Here is a 20,234-nt window from a genome sequence, read left to right as displayed (position 1 = left end):
AGCCTTCGGGCTGCTGCCGTTCGCGGTCTACGTGCTCCTCTTTCTCGCCCTGCCGACGCTGATCGCCGTCGGTACCGGATTCTTCGACAAGTCCGGCTCGTTCACCCTGGCGACGGTCGCGGCACTCGGTAACCCCGTGGTGCTCAACGCGTTCGCCAATTCCCTGTGGTTGTCCGCCCTCACCGCGGTGCTTGGCGCGTTGGTCGGCGCGATCGCGTGTTACGGGCTGCTCGGCGCACGTCCGGACGGGGCCCTCCGCACGGTGGTCGATTCGCTCAGCGGAGTCCTCGCCCAATTCGGCGGCGTGATGCTGGCCTTCGCGTTCGTCGCCACCATCGGCATCCAGGGCATGGTCACGCTCATCCTGCGCGACACCTTCGGCCTGGACATCTTCGCGGGCGGTGTCTGGCTCTATGAATTGCCCGGGCTGGTGCTGCCCTACCTCTACTTCCAGGTGCCGCTGATGATCATCACGTTCATGCCCGCTCTCCAGGCCCTCAAACCGACCTGGGCCGAGGCCAACGCCACCCTGGGCGGGAGCACCGCCTCCTACTGGCTGAGGATCGCCGGCCCGGTTCTCGCGCCCTCCTTCCTCGGCAGCCTCCTCTTGCTGTTCGCGAACGCGTTCTCGTCGTATGCGACCGCTGCGGCGCTCACGAGCCAGGGCTCCCAGATCGTGCCGCTGCAGATCCGGTCGGCGCTGACCAGCGAGACGGTGCTCGGCCGGGAGAACCTGGCCGGTGCGCTCGCCCTCGGGATGGTCGTGGTGATGGTGGTCGTCATGGCCGGCTATTCGGCCCTGCAATCGAGGGCCGCACGGTGGCAGCGGTGACCGGCCCGATCGTGCGGGAGGGCGTAGCGCACGCTCCTTCGCGCGCCGTGCGCGCCCTGATCCTGGGTGTGATCGGTTTCCTCTTCGTCATTCCGTTCGTGGCCATGGTCGAGTTCACCCTCCGCAAGGGACTGGCCGGTGGCCACGATTTCTCCCGCTGGAGCGCGCTGTTCCAGGGCGGTCTCACCGGGCCGTACCGCCAGGTGCTCGTTGCCGTCGGCAATTCGGTCGGCCTGGCCGTCGGAACGGTGCTGATCGTGCTCCTGCTGCTCGTGCCTACGATGCTGCTGGTGCACATCCGTTTTCCCCGGCTGCGACGCCTGCTGGAATTCGTCTGCATCCTGCCGATCAGCATCCCGGCGATCGTCCTCGTCGTCGGACTGGCGCCGGTCTACTCGGTGCTCTCCCGGCTCGCCGGCAGCGGAGTCTGGACGCTGTCCCTGGCATACGGCATCATCGTGCTGCCGTACGCCTACCGGGCGATCCAGGCCAACCTCGATGCCGTTGACGTGCGCACGCTGAGCGAGGCGGCCCGCACCCTGGGAGCAGGCTGGGGGAGCGTGCTGTTCCGCGTGCTTCTGCCCAACCTGCGCCGTGGCCTGCTGGCCGGCGCATTCATCGCGGTCGCCGTGGTCCTCGGCGAATTCACCATCGCGTCGCTGCTGAGCCGGGTGAACCTGCAGACCGCGCTCGTCGTGGTCAGCAAGGCCGACCCGTACACGGCCGTGATCCTGTCCCTGCTTTCGCTGATCCTCGCGTTCCTGCTGCTCCTTCTCATCGGCCGCCTGGGCGCCGAACGCACCCGCTCGCCACGACACCGCCCCATCGGAGGCAGGCAATGACCCGCAACACGAGCAACACCCCGCTGGACACGCCGACCGGGAGCACCGCGCCGGCTCCCTCCGGTCAGGCTGCTCAGACGGAGGTGTCGTCGAGCGCAGCCACGCACCGCCACGGAGCCGTCGTCGAATTCTCGGGCGTCACCAAGGATTTCGGGGGACACCGAGCCCTCGCCGGATTCGACCTCACCCTGCACGCCGGCGAGTTCGTGGCGCTTCTCGGCCCGAGCGGAAGCGGCAAGACCACGGCACTCCGGGCGCTCGCCGGTCTCGAATCGACGGATGCCGGCATCATCCTGGTCGACGGAGTCGACGTGTCCACCCTCCCGACGAGCCGGCGCGACATGGGCATGGTCTTTCAGGCCTACTCCCTGTTCCCGCATCTGAGCGCGGGCGAGAACGTCGAATTCGGGCTGCGGATGCGCGGGGTCGCCGCCGCGGCTCGCCGTCGTCGAGCCGGGGACGCCCTCGCGCTCGTCGGCCTCGCGGACCACTACGACCGATTCGCCCACCAGCTGTCCGGCGGTCAGCAGCAGCGGGTCGCACTGGCCCGCGCCCTGGTCACCGAACCCCGGGTGCTCCTGCTCGACGAGCCGCTCTCCGCTCTCGACGCCAAGGTGCGGGTGACCCTGCGCGAGGAGATCCGGCGGATCCAGACCGAGCTGGGCATCACGACCCTGTTCGTGACGCACGATCAGGATGAGGCGCTCGCGATCGCCGACCGGGTCGCAGTCATGCGCGACGGCCGGATCGAGCAGGTCGGTACCCCCGAAGACCTCTACTCCCGGCCGGTCTCGCCGTTCATCGCCGATTTCGTCGGCCTGAGCAACCAGCTGACCGGAATGGTGCGCAACGGATTCGCGGAGCTGTACGGCACACGGCTGCCCCTTCTCGACCCGTCGCAGGCGGACGGGACCGTACTCGTCGCGGTGCGGCCGGAAGACCTCGAGCTCTCCGCGGACGGGGTGGCGGGCGTCGTCACCGCTTCCAGCTTCCACGGGTCGCTTCGCCGCACCCGAGTGCGGTTCGCCGACGGTGCCGAGGTCTCGGTGCAGCACGGCGTGCGCGTGCACCCCGCTCCCGGCGACGCCGTGCGGGTGCGCTTCACCGGTGCTCCGGTCTCCGTCGCAGCGGCCGCGAACCCGGTGCAGGCCGGGTCCCGTCCGTAACGGCTACGCAGCCGGGGCTGGCACGCGCACGGTGAGGCCGCCCGGGGAGATCCAGGTCTTGAACGCGATGGCCGAGCCGAATTCGTCGCCGTCGAGCTCGATCTCCTCCTGCCGGTGCAGGCGCAGCACGAGCTCGGTTCCGGTCGCGTAGTTGAGGGCGTCGACATCCGTTGTCCGGAACCGGCGCCCCAGGCGCGTGCGGCTGAGCACCCCGTTCTCCCAGATCACCTTGGAGACGATCTGCACCCAGCCGAGCACGCCCTTCGGCTTGAGCACGACGATGTAGAAATGACCGTCGTCGACGACCGCGTCGGGCAGCAACACGATCTCCGCCGGAAGCAGGCCGCAATTGCCGATCATGATCGTGTGGGCCCGCATGGACTGCGCGGGCTGCTTGTCGAGGCTGTACCGGAAGTGCAGGTCATTCCGGTCCTGCCCCACGGCGACGAGGGCCTTCACGTAGGCCAGCCAGCCGACCTTCGCCTTGAGGTCGTCGTCGGTGTTGGCGAGCATCTTGGCATCGAGGCCGAGACCGGCCATGACCAGGTAGGCGTGCCGGTCGACCGTGCCGTCGGCGCGCCGGATGTCGATCATGCCCACGTCGATGGGGCGGTCGGTCCCGGTGAACGCCGAGCGGATCGACCCTGCGGCATCGTCGAGGGCGAGTTTGAGGTTGCGGGCGAGCAGGTTCCCGGTGCCAGAGGGCAGCAGAACGAGCGCGCGATCGGTGCCGTGCACGACCTCGGCGACCGCGCGCACGGTGCCGTCGCCGCCCGCCACGATGATGACGGATGCGCCCGCCTCGATCGCCTGCCGGGCCGCGCCCTGTCCCGGGTCGTCTTTCGAGGTCTCGAACCAGAGCGTCTCCGGCCAGCCCGCGGCGGACTCTTCGGTGGCGACGGAGGCCTTGAGCGCGGGAAGGTCGACCTTGATCGGGTTGTAGACGACCGCGGCCAGGCGGGTCCGGGCGTCCGGGGCGGTTCCGTTTCCGGTCGCGTCGGGATCCGTCAGCTCTGTGTTTGTCATGGGGTGTCCTCCGGGTTCTGTGCGGGAAGCCTAGCGCCCCGCAGGCTCGGCGGTCACCGTCGTGCGACATCCGTCACCTGTAAGACGGTTCTTCGGCGGAATTGTCACGCCGATCGGCCAGAATTCCCTGAGCCTCTCTGTTCAGGGGGTGCGGTCAAGGTCCCGCGGGAGCCACCAGCCACGGGGCAGCGCGCCGGCCGACGCGAGGTCGAGCTCGCGCCGCCAGCCACGCTCCAGGCCGAACAGAATGGCGTAGGCGAGCAGCGGGTCGTTGAGGTCGGCGACCTCGACGGATGCCCGGCGCTGGGTGTACAGCGCGCCGGAGGGGCTCTGCAGGAAGTTGATCCGGAGCTGCTCGGCGACCCGGATGTACTCCCGCAGGCCGAGCAGGTGCTCCCGGGCGAGGGCGCCCTTCCTGGGTCAGGGGGTAGCGGGTCACGGCGAGCGTGAAGGCGCTGAAGGTGACGGCGGCGCTCGCCACGCTCACCCAGAACAGCAACCAGGCCTGCGATTCGATGCCGTCGTAGGCGAGTTGGCGGGAGAGACCCCATTGCAGGGCGGTCGTGGCGATGACGCCCCAGGTCAGCAGGTCCCTGACGAAACCGTTCGGCACCCGCCGGTAGCCCTCGGCGAGGGACCGGCGCCAGCCGCGCAGGCTCAGTTGCCGGAATGCCGGTCGCAGCAGGCCGCCGCGCACGTCGAGGCGAACGGGTCGCATCGAGCGTTTGGCGGGACGTCTCTTCGTGCTGATGATGCGGGCGTCGCCGAAGACGGCGTTGAGCAGGTCCTTGTCGGCGTCGGTCAGGGTCGCCTCATTCACGTATTCGAACTCGTACCAGTGTCGGCCGGCGGGGGAGTTCGCGCGGTCGTTGCCGCCGTCGACCCTGCCGTCGGTCACGGGGCTCACCCGGAGCAGTCGCACGTTGCCGCGCACGGCGAGGTCGAGCAGGGAAGCCACGATCGACCGGCGGCTCCGGCCCAGGATGTGCGAGGCGAGCATGAGGTCGACGCCCGCCTGGGGCGTGCTCTCGGCGATGACGATGCCGCGACCGGAGGCATTCCGCCACACCGTGGCCCGGGCGAGGAGCCCGAGCAGGAGCAGCCCGACGCCCACCAGGATCGGCAGGAACGGCGCGAGCAGGCGCATCCACTCGAGTAGCGAGCGGTCGGAGGGCATGAAGGTGCCGTCGGCGAAGTGGAACCCCACCCAGACCGTGCCGAACGGTGGCAGCGTGGACAACACCCGGTTGTGGAAGACCGCCTGCCCGGGCTGGGCGAGGGGATCGTCGTCGGCGACCCGGTCGAATGAGGCGGTGCTGCCCAGGATCGCCCAGGCGACGCCCCAGCTCGGTTCTCCGGTCAAGTGTGCCGCGAGGGCCTTGTCCATGCGCACGGTCACGTCGACGCCGCCTATTCCCTGCAACCAGCGTTCGCCCGTCACGCTCCAGTTCAGGCTGTCCTCGAACGCGGTGTTCTGGGCGTCCTGGACATGATCAGTCAGCTCGGTCTGCACGTAACGGATCAGGAATCGGTGGTCGCCGACGAGTCGCGCGCCGGTGTCGGTTGAGATCTTCCAGGTGTCGCCGCTGCGGGTGACAGTGAACGGAACGGCGGTGCCCCCGGCATCCGTCACCGAGGTCACCGTGGTGTGCACGGTATGGCCCCGGCTCTCGGCGACCAGGTAGCGGGTGATGCCGGTGGCCGTGGAGTCGGAGCCGAATATTCCATCGACGGTCTCGAACACGGTCGCCCGCGAGTGGCCCTGCGCGTCTGCGTCGAGCGTGTAGTCGACGGAGAGGTTGCGGATCAGGAACTCGTCTGCGGAGGTCTTGGCCGGGTGTAGGTACTCGTCGAGGGTGTCGGGCGGGGTGAGGTCCTTGCCGAGCAGCATGGCCAGCCCGGCCAGGGCGATGAGCAGGCACACCGCGCGGAGGATCAGCCGCTTGCGACCGATGCCGATCGCATCCGCCCAACGATCGAGGCGTTCCAGGCGCCGGCCGAATACGGCGACGAAACCGGATGCCGGTGGTGCCGCCGGCGCCGGTGGGCCGGCTTTGTGCGCTGGGCTGGAGCTGGAGTCGGCCATCCCGCCAGCCTAGGGGCGGTTCGGGAGCGCCTCGCCCGCGCCTCGCCCGCGCCCGTGTTGCCAGGGCCGCCATCGCTCCACTGGATAGTGCCCGACATCCTCGGCGTGCTGATGTGGGCCTGGTTCGTCTGGACGGGGATCGCGTTAATCCGGCTCGGGCTGCGGACCCCGCGGGTATAGCGTGGCGCTATGCCCACCCTGCCGCCCATCGATCGGGTCAGTGCGGACGATCTGATGTCGCTCGCCACCGAACGAGGATCCTCGCCCATGCAGGTCGGAGCGGTGCTGTTTCTCGATACTCGTGCGGGCCTCGATACCGGGGCGGCGCTCAGCGTGCTGGCCGAGCGCATCCGCCGGGTGCCGCGGCTGCGGCAACGTCTGATCGATGTGCCCATCGGATGCGGCCGGCCGGCCTGGGTCGACGACCCCGCCTTCGACGTGTCGCGGCATCTGTCCTCGCGAGTGTGCCCGGCGCCCGGGGGAGAGGCGGCGGTCCTCGACATCGCCGCGGGGCTGCTCGGCACCCGGCTGTCGCGTTCCCGGCCGCTCTGGGTCGCGGTGCTCGTGACCGGGGTCGGTGCGGGTGCGCCGGCCTCACCGGACGACCGCGCCGCGCTCATCATCGTGTTCCACCACGTGCTCGCCGACGGCATGGGCGGCCTCGCCGTGATGGCGAGCCTCGTCGACCGCCCCGCGGAATCCCTGCCGCGTAAGCGGGTGAATCGTCGGTCTGGGGTGCCCATAACGACGATTCACCCGCTTTCGCGAAAGGGTTCTGGTGGGATGCCCTCGGTCGGGGCGCTCGCGCGTGACGCGTGGGCGGGAAGGGTTCGCGCGGTGCCGCACCTCCCGGCCTCGCTGGCGCGCGCGGTCGGCGGCCTCCTCGCCTTGCGCGGATCGATCGGCGCCCCGCGCCTGGCCCGCACCTCGCTCAACGTGCCGACCGGGCCGCGGCGGCGCTTCGTGTCGATCCGGCTCGACCTGGGGCGTGTGCTCGCGGTCGGCCACGCGCACCACGCCACGGTCAACGACGTCGTGCTCACGGCGATCGGCGGCGCGCTGCACGGGCTGCTCGAGCAGCGCGGGGAGCGGCAGGAGACCTTCGTGTTGTCGGTGCCGTTCTCGGGTCGGCGCCAGGCTGCCGCGGGCGAACTGGGGAACCAGAGCGGGGTGATTCCGATTCGTGTGCCCGGGGTCGGGCATCCGTTCACTCGGCTGGATGCTGTCGCCACCGCCACGAGGGCGGCGAAACTCGCGCCCGCGGGCGCGTCGACGGCGTTGCTCGGGCCGTTCTTCCGGCTGCTCGCGCGGCTCGGACTGTTCCAGCGGTTCATCAGCCGGCAGCGGGCCATCCACACCTTCGTGACCAACCTGCGCGGGCCGGCGGAGCCTCTCGCGATCTTCGGGTGCCCGGTCACCGGCCTCGTGCCCCTGACCGGCCCCACCGGAAACGTGACGGTGTCGTTCGCCGTGCTCTCCTACGCCGGCAGCATCGAGGTCACCCTCGCGGCCGACCCGGACACCTGCCCCGACCTGGACGCCCTCCGGGCGCTCCTCGAGCACGAGTTCGCCGCCCTGCTGCACCCCTGACGCGTGGGCATGGCTCCTGCAAATTCTTCGGTTGCGAACCCGCGGCCGCGTAATTCCGGGCTCGTTTCGGCCAGTGTCAGAGGCAGGCGAAGACGGTCAGGTCCCACTGTTTCGTCTCAAAGGCAATCTGGACGATGTATGAGTACGCGAAGTCGTAATCGAAGGTGTACGAGCTGCCACCCTCGACCATGATGTCGTCGAAAGCCTCGCCCTGGCACATGGATTGGTAGTTGGCGTTGTTGTGGACAACGGGCGGGTCCAGGAAGGTGGGGTGGGGCAGGACCTGAATGCCAGGGGAGCCGGACGTCGTGCCGCCGGTACTGCCGGTTCCGCTCGACCCGGAACTCCGGGAAGTACCGGAACTCCGGGAAGTACCGGAATTCCGGGCGGCGGTCGCTGCCGCGACCCGCGCGGCTTCAGCGGCGGCGGCGGCTTCGGCCGCGGCTTGGGTCGCGGCCACGGCGGCTGCCTGATTTGCCGTCAGCGCGGCATTCGCGACGACGACCGCGGTGAAGGCCTTGGGCAGTTCTCCGCGGGTGATGGCTGCGGCACGCAGTTTGAGAACGGCCGCGGTGACAGCATCCCTGGCGTTCTGATCGGCAGCGGTCTGCACGCCGACCGCGGTCTCCGCTGCGGTGGCTTCCGCCTCCGCGATGGCCTGGAGCCGTCGCACGACGACGGAGTGAGCTTCGGCGATCGCCCGGGGGTAGCCGCCGTGCGCGGCCAACCCCAGTCGGTCTCGGGCGACGTTCAGCTGAGCGATCAGGGCAGGGTCGACGACACCGACCAGGCGCCTATCGAAGTCATCCAAGGGGAGAACGAAGAGGGCGACTTCGGTGCGCAGCGCCGCGAGTTCGCTCACGGCTCGTGCGGCTGTCGCCGCGAGGGTCGCACGCTCGGTGTTCTCGGCGACGACCCGATCGTGTTCGGCCGATGTCAGCGGGATGCCGATCCCGGCGGTAAGGAGAGTCGCGAGACCGACAGCGAGTGTCAGGAAAAACCACGTTCGCTGTTTCCGGGACTGCGCGGGGACCCGCACTGTGGACCCGTCGGCAGTGGAGGTCGTGTCGGTTCCTGCGCCGGTGCGCATGCGGTCCTCGCTTCATCGGTGATCGTGGGACATCGGCTGGGCATCCACGGGATTCACCAGCGCACCTCTCGTCAGGCTATCGGTTGGCCGTGCCGCAGCCGGAGCCCCCATTCGAGGCGCGTCGCACCAGTCTGACGGCCGCGGTCGGTTTGACTGACGGCACACCAGCGCCCAGAATGGAACTAAGTTCCATTTTGGGGCCGTGAAGCGCAAGGAGTCTCCGTGCAGATCCGCAATGCCACCAGCCCGACCGAAGTCCGGGGAATGACGACCGCCGAGCTGCGCGAACGCTTCCTCGTCACCGACCTCTTCGTCGACGACGAGCTGCGCGCCGTCTACTCCCACGAAGACCGGGTCATCCTCGTCGGGGTCAGCCCCGTCACGGCCCCGCTCACTCTCGAGAGCTTCCCCGAACTGCGCACCGACCACTTCTTCGAGCGCCGCGAGGCCGGGATCGTCAACGTCGGCGGATCCGGAACCGTTGTCGTCGATGGCGTGCCGTTCGCTCTCGGGCACGGCTCGTGCCTGTATATCGGCCGCGGGGCATCCGTCGTCGAATTCATCTCGGACAGTGCGAGCGCCGCGCCCGAGACCGAAGACTCCGCCCGGTTCTACATCTTCTCCGCGCCTGCCCACACCGAATACCCGACCACGCTCGTGCCCGCGGGAACCGGCATCGTCCGTGAGCTCGGCGACCAGTCGACCTCGAACCGCCGCACGCTCAACCAGTACATCCACGAGAACGGCGTGCGCAGCTGCCAGGTCGTGATGGGCGTGACGAGCCTGCACGAGGGCAGCATGTGGAACACCATGCCCGCGCACACCCACGACCGCCGCATGGAGGCCTACCTCTACTTCGACCTCCCCGAGGCCGCCCGCGTCGTGCACCTGATGGGCGAGCCGACCGAAACCCGCCACCTGATCGTCGCCAACCGCCAGGCGACCATCGCGCCGAGCTGGTCGATCCACTCGGGCGTCGGCACCTCGAACTACTCCTTCATCTGGGCCATGGCCGGCGAGAACCAGTCCTTCGACGACATGGACGCCGTGGACATCACCGCCGTTTCCTGATGACTGCTGACCTGGCCGGCGAGCGGATGCCGTCGGCCCCCGCCGCCGTCCGGGTCGCCACCCCTGCCGCCCCTGCCGGCGCAGCCGAGCGCACCCTCATCGTGCTCGAGGCGGCCCTCGAGCACCCGCGGTTCTCGGACGTCGTCGCCGCGACAGGCCTGCCCAAGGCCACCGTGCACCGCCTGCTCGCTACCCTTGTGACCCAGAGGTTCCTCGCGACCGACCCCGCCGGCAGCTATCTGCCGGGCCCGGCGATCCTGGCGATCGCCGGCCGCGCCCTCGCCGGCGTCGACATCTCCGCGATCGCCCAACCCTTCGTCGACGACCTCGTCGCGACCGTGGACTGCACCGTGCACATCGGCTACCTCGCCGGCGACTCGATCGTCTACGTGATGCGCAGCGACTCCCGCAAACCGTACACAATGCCCTCCCGCGTCGGCCATGCCGCCCCGCTGCACACCACCGGCATCGGCAAGGTCATCCTCGCGAGCTACCCAGACGACACCGTCGACCGTATCATCGCGAGCGCCGGCCTCGCCCGCATCACGGATGCCTCGATCACCGACCCGGACGCCTTCCGCCGCGAGATCGCCGGCGTGCGCTCGCGCGGCACCGCCCGCGACCGCGGCGAGAACGTGCCCGGAATCGCCTGCATCGCGGCGCCCCTCTTCGACCACACCGGAACCGTCCGCTACGGGCTCAGCGTGTCCACGCTGTCGATCGAGCACAGCGACGAGCAGATCGAGGCGATGTCCGGCCCCCTACTGAAGGCCGCGGCGGCCATCTCCCAGGCCCTCGGCTACCAGGGAAGCGCATTCGCGACCACAACGTTAGGAAATCACTCATGAGTGTTCTGAACCTCTTCGACCTCAGCGGCAAGACCGCCGTCGTCACCGGCGCGAGCCGCGGCATCGGCTTCGCCATGGCCGTCGCACTCGCCGAGGCCGGCGCGGACATCGTCGGCGTTTCGTCGAGAATGCCCGAGCGCGGCAGCGCGATCGAGACCGCGGTCACCGCACTCGGCCGCCGGTTCACCGCACTGCACGCCGACTTCGCCGACCGGGACGCCGTCGCCGCGCTCGCCGCCGAGATCACCGCGCTCGGCCCGATCGACGTGCTCGTCAACAACGCGGGCACGATCGCGCGCGCCCCCGCCGCCGAACACTCGGACGAGATGTGGGACCGCGTGATCGCCGTCAACCTCTCGAGCCAGTTCGTGCTCAGCCGGGAGATCGGCCGCACCATGATCGCGCAGGGCCACGGCAAGATCATCTTCACCGCCTCACTGCTGAGCTTCCAGGGCGGGCTCAACGTGCCCGGGTACACGGCTTCGAAGTCTGCGATCGCCGGACTCACCAAGGCGCTCTCCAACGAGTGGGCGCCGCTCGGCGTCAACGTCAACGCCATCGCCCCCGGGTATTTCGCAACAGACAACACCCAGGCCCTCCAGGACGACGCCGGCCGGTCCGGGGCCATCCTCGAGCGGATCCCCGCCGCCCGCTGGGGTACCCCAGCCGACCTCACCGGAGCGACGGTCTTCCTCGCCTCCGCCGCCTCGGACTACGTGAACGGCATCATCCTCCCCGTCGACGGCGGCTGGCTCGGCCGCTAGCCGCCCGCCCCTCCCCCTCCCGCTCCCGCTCCCGCTCCCGCTCCCGCTCCACGGACCGGGCCATGACCTCCCGCGAGAGTACACTTTTGGCCCTTAAACCCGTGGTTTAAGGGCCAAAAACGTACTCTCGCGAGGGAGGGAAACGGGTGCAAGGCAGGGCAGGGCGGGTCAGGCGGAGTCGCGCCAGACGATCGGGGTGGTGAGCAGGATGCCGCCGAGCTCTGGCTCCTCGCCGCGCAGCTGGGCCAGCACCGATTCGGCAGCCCGCTCGCCGAGGCCGGCGGCCGGTTGGTGCACGGTCGAGAGCAACGGCTGGCACCGGAGCGCCCAGGCGCTGTCGTCGAAGCCGACGACGCCGACGTCCCCCGGCACGCTGCGCCCGGCCTCGCGCAGCGCCTCGAGCGCGCCCGCAGCAACGGCATCGGATGCCGCGAACACCCCATCGAGTCCGGGCTCGGCGGCGAGCAGCGCGCGCATGCCCGCGACACCATCGGCATACGCATAGAACGGCACCCGGGCCACGAGGGCCGGGTCGAACAGGGGACCGAGGGCATCCGTGAACCCGGCCAGCCGGTCGGCTCCCGAGTCGCGGTCGAGGGCGGAGGCGATCATGCCCACGCGCGTGCGGCCGGTGGCCAGCAGGCGCTCCGTGATCGCGCGTGCGGAGCTCCGGTTGTCGATGCCGACGAACGGCAATTGCCGCAGGTCCGGCGGATGCCCGACAAACGTCGACGGCAGTCCCAGCTTCTCGATAATGCGCGTGATCGGGTCATTCTTGCGGGCCGACACGACGATGACCCCGTCGACGAAGCCGCCGCTCAGGTACCGGGCGACCCGGTCGGTGTCCCTCTCGGAGTCGATGATGAGGCAGACCATCTGGAAGTCGGCGAGGGACAGCGCGGCGTTGGCCCCGAGCAGGATCTCACCGATGTTGGGGTCTTCCAGAAAGAGCGAGTGCGGTTCGTGCACGATGAAACCGATCGCCTGCGAGCGCTGCATGACGAGGTTGCGGGCCGCGGTGTTCGGCACGTAGCCGACCTTCTCGATGGCGGCCTCGATCGCGATCCGCGCCTCGGCGGACACGTAGGGTTCGTCGTTCACGACCCGGCTCACCGTGCCGCGGGAGACCCCGGCCTCGAGGGCGACATCGTGGATCGTGGCACGTTTGCGCCGCCCCGGATTGGTCACCATTCGATAACTGTATCGCCCGTTTCGCGAAATGGTCCTTGACACGGATCGCGATCCGTACTTACTCTGTGTACGTTCACAGATCGGCCGCAGGGTTTTTTTTCAACCCGGTCTGTGCACGTTCACAGACCATCCGGCGGATGCCGGTGCCAACGACGTCAGGGAGCCGATGAACGCGCGAGCAGCAGTCCAGAACGAGGCGGCATCCGCGGTCCCGTTCGCCCACGACGGCATCGCATACGGGTGTGACTACAACCCCGAGCAGTGGGGCCCGGAGACCTGGGCCGAGGACATGCGGCTGATGCGCGCGGCCGGCGTCGACCTCGTCGCGATCAACATCTTCGGCTGGTCACACATCGAGCCGAGGCCGGGGGAGTACGACTTCGCCAACCTCGACACGATCATCGAGCTCCTGCACGCGAACGGCATCCGGGTCAACCTCGGCACCGGCACCTCCTCGCCGCCGCCGTGGCTGACCACGCTGCACCCGGAGATCCTCCCGGAGACCGAGGACGGCAGCATCCGCTACCCCGGTGGTCGCCAGGCCTGGTGCCCGAGTTCGCCGGTGTTCCGCGAGCACGCCCTCGCCCTCGTCGAGAAGGTCGCCGAGCGCTACGGCCGGCACCCCGCGATCGCGCTCTGGCACGTGTCCAACGAACTCGGCTGCCACAACGCGCTCTGCTACGACGAAGACAGCACGCTGGCCTTCCGGCGCTGGCTCCAGGCGCGCTACGGCACCATCGCCGCGCTGAACGCAGCCTGGGGTACCTCGTTCTGGAGCCAGCACTACGGCGACTGGTCCGAGATCCTCACCCCGCGACTCACCCTCTCGAGCCGCAACCCCGGCCAGGTGCTCGACTTCCACCGGTTCAGCTCCGACGAGCTGCTCGACTACTACCGCAGCGAACGCGACGTCATCCGCCGCCACAGTGCGGTGCCGGTCACCACCAACTTCATGGTCACTGCCCACATCCGCAACCTCGACTACTGGCAGTGGGCGCCCGAGGTCGACGTGGTCGCCAACGACCACTACCTCGACCACCGTCTCGGCGACCCCGTCACCGAGCTCTCCTTCGCAGCGGACCTCACCCGTGGGCTCGCCGGCGGGGCCCCGTGGCTGCTGATGGAGCAGGCGACCGGTGCCGTGAACTGGCAGCCGCACAACCTCGCGAAGGCGCCGGGCGAACTGACCCGCAACTCCCTCACCCACGTCGCCCGCGGCGCGGACGCGGTCTGCTTCTTCCAGTGGCGGGCCTCGCTGCAGGGCTCGGAGAAGTTCCACTCCGCGCTGGTTCCCCACGCCGGCACAGACACCGAACTCTGGCGCGAGGTCGTCGACCTCGGCGCCATCCTGGACCGGCTCGGCGACATCGCAGGCACCCGCGTCATCGCCGATGCCGCGATCGTCTTCAGCTGGGAGGCCTGGTGGGCCGGGGACGGCGAATCCCGGCCGTCACAGTCGGTCGAGTACCTCGGCCAGATGCACGCCGCATACACCGCGCTGCACCGTCTCGGCATCACGGTCGACGTGATCGCTCCGGACGCCGACCTGAGCGGCTACCGCCTCGTCGTCGTGCCCACCCTCTACCTCGTCACCGACGCGGATGCCGCCGGTCTCGCCGACTATGTCGCGAACGGTGGGCACGCGCTCGTCACCTTCTTCAGCGGCATCGTCGACGAGGACGACCGGGTCCGCCCGGGCGGCTATCCCGGCGCGTTCCGCGAGATGCTCGGCATCCGTGTCGAGGAGTTCTCCCCGCTGCTCCCCGGCCGGACGCTGAGCCTGGACTCCGGGGCGGCTGCCGGCCTCTGGACCGAGCGACTGCGCCTCGACGGCGCGACCGCCGTTGCGAGCTACCGCGATGGCCCCCTGCCCGGCGTCCCGGCGATCACCCGCAACGGCTTCGGCCGGGGCACCGCCTGGTATCTCGCCACCGCACTCGAACCCGACGCCCTGCGCTGGGTGATGCGCACGGTCGCCCAGGCCGCGCGGGTCACCGCCCTCGGCCCGGAATCGGACGGCACCATCGAGGTCGTGCGTCGCGCCGATGCGACGCACAGCTACCTTTTCGTCATTAACCACGGCCACGCCGAGATCGAGATCGCCGCCAGCGGGCACGAACTCGTCACCGACGCCGCCGTCGACCGCATTGTGCGCGTACCGGCCGGCGCCGTGCGCGTCATCAGAGAGGACACGGCAGCATGAGTGCTTCCACCGCCCGATTCACGGATGTCCCGGGCGACACCCGCACGGCCCGCCGGCTCGCCGGCCGGCCCGGCCCCCGCCCGGCGAAGCCGCGGGTGCAGCACAAGCGCGCGATCCTGATCTTCGTGCTCCCCTTCGGCGCCCTGTTCTCCCTGTTCTACCTCGTGCCGATCGGGTACGCGATCTACGAATCCCTGCTCGTGATCAAGCGTGAGGGCACCTTCGGCGCGGCGACCGAGGTCTTCGGCGGACTCAGCCAGTACGTCCTGGTCTTCCAGAACGGCCCGTTCTGGCAGTCCGTCGGCCGGGTGCTCGCCTTCGGCGCCGTGCAGGTGCCGATCATGCTCGGGCTCGCGCTGCTGTTCGCGCTGCTGCTCGACTCCCCGCTCGTGCGCGGCAAGAAGTTCTTCCGCCTCGCGTTCTTCGTGCCATACGCGGTACCGGGCGTCATCGCCGCGATCATGTGGGGCTACCTCTATTCACCCAACCTGTCGCCGTTCAGCGCGGTCACCCAGAACATCAACTTCCTCTCGGCGGACCTCGTGCTCTGGGCCATCGCGAACGTCGTCACCTGGGTATACGTCGGCTACAACATGCTCATCATCTACTCGGCGCTCCTGGCCATCCCGACCGAGCTCTACGAGGCCGCCCGTCTCGACGGCGCCGGGCAGCTGCGGATCGCCTGGTCGGTGAAGATCCCACTGATCATGCCCGCGATCGTGCTCACCGCGATCTTCTCCATCATCGGAACCCTGCAACTCCTCGCCGAGCCGCAGGTGTTCCGGAGCTTCAGCTCCGCCGTGACGAGCACGTTCACGCCGAACCTCACCGTGTACACGACGTCGTCGATCCCCAACGTCAACCTCGCCGCCGCGTTCTCGGTGGTGCTGGCCCTGGCCACGTTCGTGCTCTCGTTCACATTCCTCAAGTTCACGCAGCGGAAGGAAGCCCAGTGAGCACCCTGACCCCCACCCCCGGTCCGGTGCGGCCGGCCCGTCGCATCCGCTCGACCCCCGGTTCGGCCCCACGTGCCCAGCGGGAGAACCCGTTCGCCCGGGCCAGCGCCATGATCGTGATGGGCGTCTTCACGCTCTACTTCCTGGTGCCGGTCTGGTGGCTGCTGGTCGCCGCCACGAAGGATCGCGCCCAGTTCACCGGCACGAACCCGCTCTGGTTCGCGGACTTCTCCCTGTTCCAGAACATCGGCGCCCTGGTCAGCTACCGCGACGGCGTCTACCTCAAGTGGATGCTCAACAGCGCGCTGTACGCCGGGCTCGGCGCCCTGGTCGGAACGATCATCGCTGGCATGTGCGGGTACGCCCTCGCCAAGTACCGGTTCCCCGGGCGCGAACTGATCTTCAACGTCGTGCTCGGCGGGGTGCTCGTGCCCGCAACCGCGCTCGCGCTGCCGCTGTTTCTGATCTTCAGCCAGATCAGCCTCACCAACACGTTCTGGTCGGTGTTCCTGCCGAGCCTGGTCAGCCCGTTCGGGGTCTACCTCGCCCGCATCTACGCCTCGGCGAGCGTGCCGGACGAACTGATCGAGGCGGCCCGCCTCGACGGTGCCGGCGAGGTGCGCACCTTCTTCACCGTCTCGGTGCGGATGATGGTGCCCGCCCTGGTCACCGTGTTCCTCTTCCAGTTCGTCGCGATCTGGAACAACTTCTTCCTGCCGTTGATCATGCTGCGCGACGAGACCTTGTTCCCGGTCACGCTCGGGCTCTACGGCTGGAACTCGCAGGTCAACCAGATCCCCGTGCTGCGTGACTACGTGCTGATCGGCGCGCTGCTGTCGATCATCCCGCTGATCATCATCTTCCTGCTCCTCCAACGCTTCTGGCGGAACGGCCTCAGCGCCGGCTCGGTCAAGTAGCCCCCTCACCTCACCTCCGCTTCACCCACAGCACCACCCGCCCGGAATGCCGGACGGTTCCTTTCCCAAGAGAAAAGAAGAAGACACATGCGAATGAAGAAAAGAGCGGTCGCCGTTGCCTTGCTCGCCGCAGCTTCGGTTGCGCTGACCGGCTGTTCCGCCTCGACGACAAGCTCCGGCACCGCCGCCGCAGCCTGTGCGCCGTCGACCGGCAAGGTCGACCTGACCTTCACCACCTGGGTCCCCGGCATGGAGGACGCCGTCGCCGTGTGGAACAAGGCGAACCCCGACATCCAAGTGAAGGTGCAGACCGGACCCAATGGCAACGGCGGCACCTACCAGAACTTCTTCAACCAGCTCAAGGCCGGCAACGCGCCCGACCTCGGCCAGATCGAGTATGACGCGCTGCCGAACTTCCGCGTGCAGGACGGCCTGACCGACCTCGCCGCCTGTGCCGGCGTGCTCGACGCGAAGAAGGACTTCGTCGACTGGACCTGGGGACAGGTCAACTTCGGCGAGGACAACGCGGTGTACGCGATCCCGCAGGACGCCGGCCCCATGGCCATGTTCTACCGCGCCGACCTGTTCAAGGCCAACAACATCGCCATCCCGACCACGTGGGCCGAGTACACCGCCGCCGCAGAGAAGATCCGCGCGACCGGCGGCTACATCACCAACTTCTCCCAGAGCGACATCAACCAGTTCGCCGGACTCGTCTGGCAGGCCGGTGGCACCTGGTTCAAGAACGACGGCACCAACTGGACCGTGAACCTGACCGACCCGACGACGGCGAAGGTCGCCGCGTACTGGCAGGACCTGATCGACCGGGACCTCGTCTCGACCAACCCGCCGTGGACCGACGAGTGGAACAACGCGTACAACACCGGCAGCGACTGGACCTGGAACTCCGCCGCCTGGGGCGCCAACTCCATCGCGAGCGGCGCACCGGACACGGCCGGCAAGTGGGCCGTCGCCGAGTCCCCGCAGTGGGCCGCCGGCGACACGGCCAGCGGTAACTGGGGCGGTTCCTCGACCGCTGTCTTCAAGGGATCGAAGCACCCCTATGAGGCCGCGAAGTTCGCGCTCTGGCTGAACACCTCCGATGAGGCGCTCACCCTGCTGAACAAGTCCGCCAACCTGTACCCGGCGGCCAAGTCCGGTCTGGAACTGCCCGCGCTCAAGGCCGGAGTCGACTTCTACGGTGGCCAGGCCATCTACGACGTCTTCTCGAAGGCATCCTCGCAGGTCTCGCCCGACTTCGTCTGGGGTCCGACCATGACGCAGACGTACAACGACGTCTCCGACGGGTTCAAGGCCGCGGTCACCAAGAAGGGCACCCTGATCGACGCCCTCAAGACCGGCCAGACGGCTACGATTGCGGCCATGACGGCGCAGTCCATTCCCGTCAACAAGTAGGGCTCTCCCAGCAGCTCCCCGGGAGCGATCCGTACCGACCCGTTCACGCAGTGTGAGCAGTTAGCAGCGATCCACGTGACTCACACTCCGTCGACGGACTCCCCGGCGGGTCTGTACTACCTCCGTGCCGCGGGCACCAGCCTTGTGCTGGACGCCCGCGGCACGGCCGTTCCCGCGATCGTGCACTGGGGCGCCGACCTCGGTGCCCTCTCCGGGCCCGAGCTGGCCGCGCTCGCCGATGCCGCGATTCCCGCGGTCCCGCCGAGCTCGATCGACGTGCCCCTGCGGCTCTCGCTGCTGCCGACGTTCGCCGAAGGGTGGAGCGGCCGGCCGGGGCTGAGTGGCTTCCGGCGCGGCGTCGCCGGTTCCGCCGGTTCTGCCGGTTCTGCCGGTTCGATCGGTTCCGGTCGGCCGGCGGATCTCGCGCTGCGGCTCGAGGCGGTGCATCCCCGGGGTGCGCGCTCGCTCCGGATCGACACGGCGGATGCCGTGGCATCCGTCTCGGTGTCGACCGACCTTGAACTCACGGTCGAGGGCGTGCTGCGCGTGCGGCACACCCTGACCAACACGGGCGACACCGACTTCGAACTCGGCTCGCTCGACATGACCCTGCCCGTACCCGACCGGGCCGGCGAACTCCTCGATTTCACCGGGCTGTGGAGCCACGAACGCCGTCCGCAGCGAACGAGACTCGCGCACGGAGTCTGGAGCCGCGAGAGCCGGCACGGCCGGCCCGGCCACGACGACCCGTTCCTGTCGGTCGCCGGGGTGCCCGGGTTCGGGTTCCGCCGCGGGGAGGTCTGGGCGGTGCACCTCGCCTGGAGCGGCGACAAGCGGGTCTGGGCGGAGCGCTCGGCCCTCGGCGCCGCAACCCTCGGCAGCGGCGAACTGCTCGCCCCCGGGGAACTGGCCCTGCCAGCCGGGGCCGGCTACACCTCACCCTGGACCGTGGCCGCGTACTCGGCGACCGGACTCGACGGGCTGTCGGCGCGGCTGCATCCATGGATTCGGTCGTGGGCGACGATCCACGACCCGCGCCCGGTCGTGCTCAACACCTGGGAGGCCGTGTACTTCGACCACGACCTGCCGACGCTCACCCGGCTCGTCGAGGCGGCCGCGCGGGTCGGGGTCGAGCGCTTCGTGCTCGACGACGGCTGGTTCACCGGCCGCACCGACGACAAACGCGCGCTCGGCGACTGGTTCGTCGACCCCGTGACCTGGCCGGGCGGCCTGCACCCGTTGGTCGAGCGGGTGCACGCGGCGGGTCTCTCCTTCGGGCTCTGGGTCGAACCGGAAATGGTGAGCCTCGACTCCGAGCTCGCGCGGGCGCATCCGGACTGGGTGCTCGGCGCAGCAGGCTCGCTCGAATGGCGGTTCCAGCGGGTGCTCGACCTGGGCAACCCGGATGCCTTCGCGTACGTGCTCGCCCGCCTCACGGCCCTGCTCGACCAGTACCCGATCGCCTATCTGAAATGGGACCACAACCGTGACCTCCTCGGAGGCTCGGCGCACCGGCAGACCGAGGCGGTCTACCGGCTGCTCGGCACGCTGCGCGCCGCGCACCCGGGACTCGAGATCGAATCCTGCGCCTCGGGCGGGGCCCGGATCGACCTCGGCATCCTTCCGCTCGTCGACCGGGTCTGGACGAGCGACACCAACGATCCGCTCGAGCGGCAGCAGATCCAGCGGTATACCGGAGTGCTGGTGCCGCCGGAGTACCTCGGCGGGCACCTCGGCGCCGCGACCGCGCACATCACGGGCCGCACCGCGTCGCTCGGCTTCCGGCTGGCGACGGCGCTCTTCGGCAGCGCCGGTATCGAGTGGGACCTCACCCGTGCCTCGGCCGGCGAGCTCGAGGCCGTCGCCGGGTGGATCGCGGAATACAAACGGCTTCGTCCGCTGCTGCACTCGGGTGTCGTTGTTCACGCGGATGCGTCGGACCCCGCGCTCGAGCTGCACGGCGTCGTGGCCGGGGACGGGGCATCCGCTGTCTTCGCGTACGTCGCGCTCGCCGCGCCGCGGACCGCACTGCCTGCCTCGCTGCGGTTCCCCGGGCTCGACCCGGACGCGCGGTACACGGTTCGGCCGCTGACGATCGGCGGGGCAGTCGACCCGGGCGCTGAGCCTTCCGGGGCGGGGGAGTCCGGCGTGCCGTCGATTGAGCCGCGCGTGATCCAGGATGCCGCGCCGGCCTGGCTGCAGCACGGGTCGGAGACCCTGAGCNATTGAGCCGCGC

At 69.3% G+C, this 20,234-nt stretch carries 16 protein-coding genes; 12 read left to right on the top strand and 4 right to left on the bottom strand.

Going from position 1 to position 20,234, the window contains the following annotated elements; translation table 11 throughout:
- Positions 1–31 precede the first annotated feature (31 nt).
- Genes E3O39_RS03965 through E3O39_RS03955 form a run of 3 tightly spaced genes read left to right on the top strand, consistent with a single transcriptional unit; the run spans position 32 to position 2,840 of the window.
- The gene (locus tag E3O39_RS03965) at positions 32–832 is read left to right on the top strand and encodes an ABC transporter permease (RefSeq protein WP_370294624.1); all 801 of its coding nucleotides are present in this window, start codon (positions 32–34) and stop codon (positions 830–832) included.
- Positions 820–1,674 (top strand): ABC transporter permease subunit, encoded by an 855-nt coding sequence (locus E3O39_RS03960; protein ID WP_322188240.1) that lies wholly within the window; start codon positions 820–822, stop codon positions 1,672–1,674. The genes E3O39_RS03965 and E3O39_RS03960 overlap by 13 nt, the downstream gene beginning before the upstream one ends.
- Positions 1,671–2,840, top strand: coding sequence for an ABC transporter ATP-binding protein (locus tag E3O39_RS03955; RefSeq protein WP_134445956.1), 1,170 nt, complete (start codon positions 1,671–1,673; stop codon positions 2,838–2,840). Before E3O39_RS03960 ends, E3O39_RS03955 begins: the two co-directional genes overlap by 4 nt.
- 3 nt (positions 2,841–2,843) lie before the next feature.
- On the opposite strand, the gene E3O39_RS03950 is transcribed toward E3O39_RS03955, so the two are convergent.
- Together E3O39_RS03950 and E3O39_RS03945 are read right to left on the bottom strand one after the other, a co-directional pair.
- Positions 2,844–3,866: a diacylglycerol kinase family protein gene (locus tag E3O39_RS03950; RefSeq protein WP_134445955.1), complete on the bottom strand. Its 1,023-nt coding sequence runs from the start codon at positions 3,864–3,866 to the stop codon at positions 2,844–2,846.
- 154 nt (positions 3,867–4,020) lie between these two features.
- The gene (locus E3O39_RS03945; RefSeq protein WP_134445954.1) at positions 4,021–5,952 is read right to left on the bottom strand and encodes a DUF2207 domain-containing protein; all 1,932 of its coding nucleotides are present in this window, start codon (positions 5,950–5,952) and stop codon (positions 4,021–4,023) included.
- A 189-nt stretch (positions 5,953–6,141) separates the two neighbouring features.
- Between E3O39_RS03945 and E3O39_RS03940 the strand changes: the two genes are divergently transcribed.
- On the top strand, positions 6,142–7,542 hold the full coding sequence (locus E3O39_RS03940; RefSeq protein WP_134445953.1) for a wax ester/triacylglycerol synthase domain-containing protein: 1,401 nt from the start codon (positions 6,142–6,144) through the stop codon (positions 7,540–7,542).
- Positions 7,543–7,618: 76 nt separating this feature from the next.
- Here E3O39_RS03940 and E3O39_RS03935 read toward each other — a convergent pair whose 3' ends face one another.
- Complete coding sequence (locus E3O39_RS03935; RefSeq protein WP_134445952.1) at positions 7,619–8,632, bottom strand: hypothetical protein; 1,014 nt, start codon at positions 8,630–8,632, stop codon at positions 7,619–7,621.
- Between the two features lie 222 nt (positions 8,633–8,854).
- Between E3O39_RS03935 and kduI the strand changes: the two genes are divergently transcribed.
- From kduI to E3O39_RS03920, 3 genes are read left to right on the top strand one after another with little or no spacing between them, the layout of a single operon-like run.
- Positions 8,855–9,703, top strand: coding sequence for a 5-dehydro-4-deoxy-D-glucuronate isomerase (gene kduI / locus E3O39_RS03930; protein ID WP_134445951.1), 849 nt, complete (start codon positions 8,855–8,857; stop codon positions 9,701–9,703).
- Complete coding sequence (locus E3O39_RS03925) at positions 9,703–10,551, top strand: IclR family transcriptional regulator (protein ID WP_198413370.1); 849 nt, start codon at positions 9,703–9,705, stop codon at positions 10,549–10,551. Before kduI ends, E3O39_RS03925 begins: the two co-directional genes overlap by 1 nt.
- Positions 10,548–11,315: an SDR family NAD(P)-dependent oxidoreductase gene (locus tag E3O39_RS03920; protein ID WP_174774625.1), complete on the top strand. Its 768-nt coding sequence runs from the start codon at positions 10,548–10,550 to the stop codon at positions 11,313–11,315. Before E3O39_RS03925 ends, E3O39_RS03920 begins: the two co-directional genes overlap by 4 nt.
- 168 nt (positions 11,316–11,483) lie before the next feature.
- Here the strand turns inward: E3O39_RS03920 and E3O39_RS03915 are convergent, their stop codons facing one another.
- The gene (locus E3O39_RS03915) at positions 11,484–12,506 is read right to left on the bottom strand and encodes a LacI family DNA-binding transcriptional regulator (RefSeq protein WP_134445950.1); all 1,023 of its coding nucleotides are present in this window, start codon (positions 12,504–12,506) and stop codon (positions 11,484–11,486) included.
- A 166-nt stretch (positions 12,507–12,672) separates the two neighbouring features.
- Here E3O39_RS03915 and E3O39_RS03910 point away from each other — a divergent pair, with 166 nt between their 5' ends.
- The 5 genes from E3O39_RS03910 (at position 12,673) to E3O39_RS03890 (ending at position 20,227) form a co-directional block, all read left to right on the top strand.
- Positions 12,673–14,709 carry a beta-galactosidase gene (locus E3O39_RS03910; protein ID WP_134445949.1) on the top strand — a complete coding sequence of 679 codons (2,037 nt, stop codon included), beginning with the start codon at positions 12,673–12,675 and terminating at the stop codon, positions 14,707–14,709.
- Positions 14,706–15,665 carry a carbohydrate ABC transporter permease gene (locus E3O39_RS03905; RefSeq protein ID WP_134445948.1) on the top strand — a complete coding sequence of 320 codons (960 nt, stop codon included), beginning with the start codon at positions 14,706–14,708 and terminating at the stop codon, positions 15,663–15,665. Before E3O39_RS03910 ends, E3O39_RS03905 begins: the two co-directional genes overlap by 4 nt.
- Before the next feature lie 110 nt (positions 15,666–15,775).
- Positions 15,776–16,582, top strand: a complete 807-nt coding sequence (locus E3O39_RS03900) for a carbohydrate ABC transporter permease (RefSeq protein WP_134446013.1) — start codon at positions 15,776–15,778, stop codon at positions 16,580–16,582.
- 87 nt (positions 16,583–16,669) lie between these two features.
- Entirely contained in the window at positions 16,670–17,998 is a 1,329-nt protein-coding gene (locus tag E3O39_RS03895; protein ID WP_198413369.1) for an ABC transporter substrate-binding protein, read from the top strand.
- A gap of 75 nt (positions 17,999–18,073) precedes the next feature.
- Positions 18,074–20,227, top strand: coding sequence for an alpha-galactosidase (locus E3O39_RS03890; RefSeq protein WP_241984966.1), 2,154 nt, complete (start codon positions 18,074–18,076; stop codon positions 20,225–20,227).
- Positions 20,228–20,234: the final 7 nt, after the last annotated feature.

Source organism: Cryobacterium sp. MDB2-A-1 (genome assembly GCF_004402675.1).
Classification (GTDB): domain Bacteria; phylum Actinomycetota; class Actinomycetes; order Actinomycetales; family Microbacteriaceae; genus Cryobacterium; species Cryobacterium glucosi.
Note: the sequence above shows the minus strand (reverse complement) of the source record. Positions and strands in the feature narration are given on the sequence as shown.